5 protein-coding genes and 1 pseudogene are annotated in these 4,359 nt (G+C 62.3%); 1 reads left to right on the top strand and 5 read right to left on the bottom strand.

Annotated elements, in window-relative coordinates:
• From AC1DWI_RS14845 to AC1DWI_RS14825, 5 genes and pseudogenes are all read right to left on the bottom strand, one after another.
• Positions 1-242 (bottom strand): annotated as a pseudogene (locus AC1DWI_RS14845) (amino acid ABC transporter permease); the annotation flags it as partial.
• Positions 243-263: 21 nt separating this feature from the next.
• Positions 264-926 carry an amino acid ABC transporter permease gene (locus tag AC1DWI_RS14840; protein WP_457279228.1) on the bottom strand — a complete coding sequence of 221 codons (663 nt, stop codon included), beginning with the start codon at positions 924-926 and terminating at the stop codon, positions 264-266.
• Between the two features lie 128 nt (positions 927-1,054).
• On the bottom strand, positions 1,055-1,843 hold the full coding sequence (locus tag AC1DWI_RS14835) for a transporter substrate-binding domain-containing protein (protein ID WP_477725105.1): 789 nt from the start codon (positions 1,841-1,843) through the stop codon (positions 1,055-1,057).
• Positions 1,840-2,625: a GntR family transcriptional regulator gene (locus AC1DWI_RS14830; protein WP_477671451.1), complete on the bottom strand. Its 786-nt coding sequence runs from the start codon at positions 2,623-2,625 to the stop codon at positions 1,840-1,842. The genes AC1DWI_RS14835 and AC1DWI_RS14830 overlap by 4 nt, the downstream gene beginning before the upstream one ends.
• A gap of 187 nt (positions 2,626-2,812) precedes the next feature.
• On the bottom strand, positions 2,813-3,766 hold the full coding sequence (locus tag AC1DWI_RS14825; RefSeq protein WP_477671620.1) for a Bug family tripartite tricarboxylate transporter substrate binding protein: 954 nt from the start codon (positions 3,764-3,766) through the stop codon (positions 2,813-2,815).
• A gap of 273 nt (positions 3,767-4,039) precedes the next feature.
• On the opposite strand from AC1DWI_RS14825, the gene AC1DWI_RS14820 reads away from it, so the two are divergent.
• Positions 4,040-4,359, top strand: a 320-nt coding sequence (locus tag AC1DWI_RS14820) for an AMP-binding protein (protein ID WP_477725104.1), incomplete at its 3' end; no start/stop codon positions are given.

Below are 4,359 nucleotides of genomic sequence, written 5' to 3'. Positions count from 1 at the left end.
AGGAAGAGCTGCATCAGCAAGGGCGTTCCCTGGAACAGCAGCACGTAGCCGTCCAGCGCGCGGCGCGTGATGAGGGCCGCCTTCTGCGCGCCCGGCACCGCGCGGGTGGCGGACAGCCGGCCCACCAATAGCAGCATGCCGACGATGCCGCCGCCTATGAAGGCGACGAGCGACAGCACAACGGTCCAGCGCGCCGCAAGGAGCAGGTTCCTGAAAATATCCCAGACAGAAAATTCAATCATGGTATTGCCCGGCCTTTCCAGTTAGCGACCAAAAAGGAACTTCGGACCCATCCAGTTGAGGAGCTTGCGCACCGCAACGGAGAGCACCAAATAGATCAGCGTGGCGATGATGAAGGCCTCAAACGCCCGGAAGTTGCGGCCCTGGATCAGGTTGGCGGCGTAAGACAGCTCCTGCGTCGAAATTTGCCCGCACACCGCGGAGCCCAGCATCACGATGATGATCTGGCTCACCATGGCGGGCCAGACTTTCTTGAGTGCCGGCGGCAGCACCACACGGGTATAAATCTGCACCCGGTTGAGTGCCAGGCTTTCGGCGGCTTCAATTTGTCCGCGTGGCGTGGCTTCAACGCCCGCGCGAATGATCTCGGTGGCGTAGGCAGACAGGTTGATGACCATCGCCAGCACCGAGGCCGTCTCAGGCGAAAGCCTGAAGCCCGCAGCCGGCAGGCCGAAGAAGATAAAGAACAGCTGCACGATAAAAGGCGTGTTGCGGATCAGCTCCACATACGTGCCGACAACCCAGCGCAGCCACGTGGGCCCGCTGGCGCGCGCCCAGGCAAACGCCATGCCCATGAACATGCCGAGTACCGACGAGATCGCCGTCAGGCCCAGCGTCCAGGCAACCCCAATGGCCAGCAGCGGCCATTGCGACAACACGGCCATGAAATCCAACTCAACGCGCATCTGGTGCTCTCCTGTTGAACGACGATTGCCTTCCCTACCAGTAGCCGCAGTGGAACCGGCTTAGCCGGGCCACAAGCGGCGCCCCCTGCAAGGGGGAGGCGGTTACGCGCAGCGAACCGCAACGGGGGTCAGGGAAGATTGCCGGCAGGGCGGCCCAGCCATTTCATCGCGATCTTGTCCAGGTCGCCATTTTTCTTGGCTTCGGCAATGACTTCATTGACCTTCAGGCGCAGCTTGTCTTCACCTTTGGCCACGCCGATGAAGTTGGGGCTGTCGGCGAGCAGCAGTTTGTACTCGGTGTTCAGTTGCGGGTTCTTGGCCATCATGTTGCCGGCCACGGAGGCGCYGGTGGCGATCAGCTGCACCTGGCCTGCGGTGTAGGCCGACACGGTGGTGTTGTTGTCTTCAAAGCGCTTGATGTCGGCGCCGGCAGGTGCAACCTTGCTCAGTTCCTGGTCTTCCAGGGCGGCGCGCGTGACGCTGATGCTCTTGCCGGAAAGATCGGCAAACGACTTGACGCTGACGCTCTTGGGACCGAACACGGCCTGGAAGAAGGGCGAGTAGGCCACCGTGAAGTCGATGACTTTCTCCCGGTCGGGGTTTTTGCCCAGCGTGGAGATCACCAGGTCGGCTTTTTTGGTTTGCAGATAAGCGATGCGATTGGCGCTGGTGACAGGCACGAGCTCGATTTTTACGCCGAGTTTTTGCGCGATGTAGCCGGCCATTTCCACGTCCAGGCCCTGGGGTTTCAGGTCAGTGCCGACCATGCCGTAGGGCGGGAAGTCGGTCGGGATCGCGATCTTGATCTCTTTGGCTTTCATGATGTCGTCCAGCGCAGTCTGTGCATGGACGCCGGTGGCGCCCAGCACGGCGGCTGCGGCAAGAGCAAGAGAAAAAACGCGTTTTCTGGAATTCATAGCAGGGCTCCAAGGTAGGTTGAGGAATCGTCAGTGGGTTTGGCCGAAGCACGGCCGGCTTTGCGAACACGGGTGGACAAATCTTTGGACGGCGCGTTGTCAAGCACTTGCGCGGCGAGCGGACTCAACGCGCTGCGCAGATGCGACAGCGGGTCGCCGGCGCCGACCTGCAGCTTGAGCGCGGCCTGCACGCTGCCGATATGGGCCTGCATGAGTTTTTCGGCCTTGGCCAGGTCGCCCTTTTCAAGCGCCTGCACGATCTGCACATGCTCTTCGCAGGATTGCGCCGCATCGTGCGACGACTGGTAGAGCATGGCAATGAGTGTGGTGCGCGCGGTGAAATCGCGCAGGGTATCGGCCAACAGGCTGTTGCCCAGGCATTCGGCCAGGCACACATGAAAGTCACCCAGCAAAAAGCTGCGCAGACCCACGTCGTCGCCTTTGACGGCGGCTTTCTCGCGGGTGAGGTGGCTTTTGAGCTGCTTGATGGCAGCCTTGCTGACGTCACCGGTACAGCGGATCAGGCCCATCTCGATCACGCGGCGCGCCTCGAAGGCTTCGCGCGCCTCTTCCTGCGAAGGCTCGATGACGTACCAGCCACGCCGGCTGCTGACGGTAACGATGCCGCGCACCGCCAGCCGGGTCAGGGCCTCACGCACGATGGTGCGGCTGCAGTCAAACAACATGGCCAGCTGCTGCTCGCCCAGGCGCGCGCCGGGCGCAAGCTTTTGCGCCATCACGGCTTCAATGATGCGGTTGGAGATGTCGGAGGCTGTGGCCATGCACCCTGTAGTGCATATCCCGTGCCAGCTGCCAAACTGGTTCAATTAACTGGTATACAAGTTATGTGCACCTGTCTGGCGTGCCTGGGAGCCAAAATTGCGGGGTTTTGGGGCCGTCTGCACCAGAAAGGGGAATGGCGTAGGCGCGTGGCTCTGGCTGCTGGCGCCTCTACCGCGCCGGATCCTGTCAGTCCAGCCTGGCACCGGAAGCCTTGACCGCCTGGGCCCAGCGCGGCATTTCAGCGGCCAGGAACTGGGCGAACTCATCACTGCCCATGAAGGCAGGGTCGGCCCCTTGCGTGACCATGCGGTTGCGGATGTCCGGGCTGGTCATGACCTGCTTGAAGGCATCGCTGAGTTTGGCCGTCACGTCCCTGGGCAGGCCTGCGGGTGCGAGGAAGCCGTAAAAGCCCACCACCTCGAAACCCTTGATGCCYGATTCAATCACCGTCGGGATGTCAGGCAGGGCGGGGTTGCGCTCCTTGCTGGTCACGGCCAGCGCACGGACCTTGCCCTGCTTGTGATAGTTGGCGGCCTGCGGAATCGATTCGCCCATGAACTGCACCTGGCCTGCCATCAGGTCGGTAAAAGCGGGGGCGCTGCCGCGGTAGGGGATGTGCACCATGAAGAGCCCGGTGGCATTCTTGAACATCTCGGGCACCAGATGGCTGATGCCGCCGTTGCCGGCCGATCCGTAGTTGACCTGGCCGGGCCTCGCCTTGGTGTAGGCGATGAATTCCTTGAGGTTGTTGACCGGTAGCTTGGGGTTGACCAGCAGGGCCAGCGGTTGCATGGCGGTGCGCGCAATCGGGGTGAAGTCTTTCAGCGTGTTGTAGGGCAGCTTGCTGTAGAGCGCGGGGTTGATCACCATCACGCCGGTGTTGGCCAGCATCAGGGTGTAGCCGTCGGGCGCGGCCTTCATGACGTCTTGTGCGCCCACGGTGCCGCCGGCGCCGGATTTGTAGTCGATCACGATGGGCTGACCCAGCACGGCCTGCAGGCGCTCGGTCAAGAGGCGTGCATGCTGGTCCAGCGGCCCGCCGGCCGGGAAGCCGATCACCACGCGTATGGGCTTTTCGGGAAAAGCCGCGAACGCTGCGCCAGACGCCAGCGCTGTGAAGGCCAGCGCGCAAGCTGACATCAGGGTTTTGCGTCGAAGGGCGAGAAATCGGGTCATGGTGTCTCCTGGATGTTTCTGCTTTTATTTCCGCGTGTAAGTGGTGAGGCCGGAAGGACTTCCGCCGTGAAAGGGGAATGCATGTGCTCTCGCACGGGCTGCCGTGCGGGTGCAATCCATCATAGTGAGCGCGGGTCGCTCAAGTGACAGTGTTTTATCAGGAGCTTCCCGGATGTGGGCAGTGTGGACTCGGGGTAGGCTTGGGTCCCAAGTCAGTACTTGTCTGGAGCCTTTTTCTTGACCCTTGATTCCAATACCGGCCAGGCCGTCCCCGCAGCAACTCCGCACAACCTGCACCACCAGGTCTGGCCCAAGCGCCTGCCGCACAGCATCACGCCGCCGGCGACTTCGCTCTGGCACAACCTGGCGGTCAGCGCGTTGCGCTTTCCGGACAAGCCCGCGCTGGTTTTCTTCAACCGCGCGCTCAGCTATGCCGAAGTGATGCGGCAAGCCGAGCGCCTGGCAGCCACGCTTTACCGCATGGGCGTGCGCAAGGGCGACCGCGTGGTGCTCAACATGCAGAACTGCCCGCAGTGGGTGATCGCGCACTTTGCGAT

It is taken from the genome of Polaromonas sp. P3_C2, from assembly GCF_056402675.1.
Note: the sequence above shows the minus strand (reverse complement) of the source record. Positions and strands in the feature narration are given on the sequence as shown.

What these genes read in the sequence shown, in the direction of transcription:
- AC1DWI_RS14840 (WP_457279228.1), bottom strand. Translation starts at nt 926, where the DNA reads ATGCGCGTTGAGTTGGATTTCATGGCCGTGTTGTCGCAATGGCCGCTG.
- AC1DWI_RS14830 (WP_477671451.1), bottom strand. Translation starts at nt 2,625, where the DNA reads ATGGCCACAGCCTCCGACATCTCCAACCGCATCATTGAAGCCGTGATG.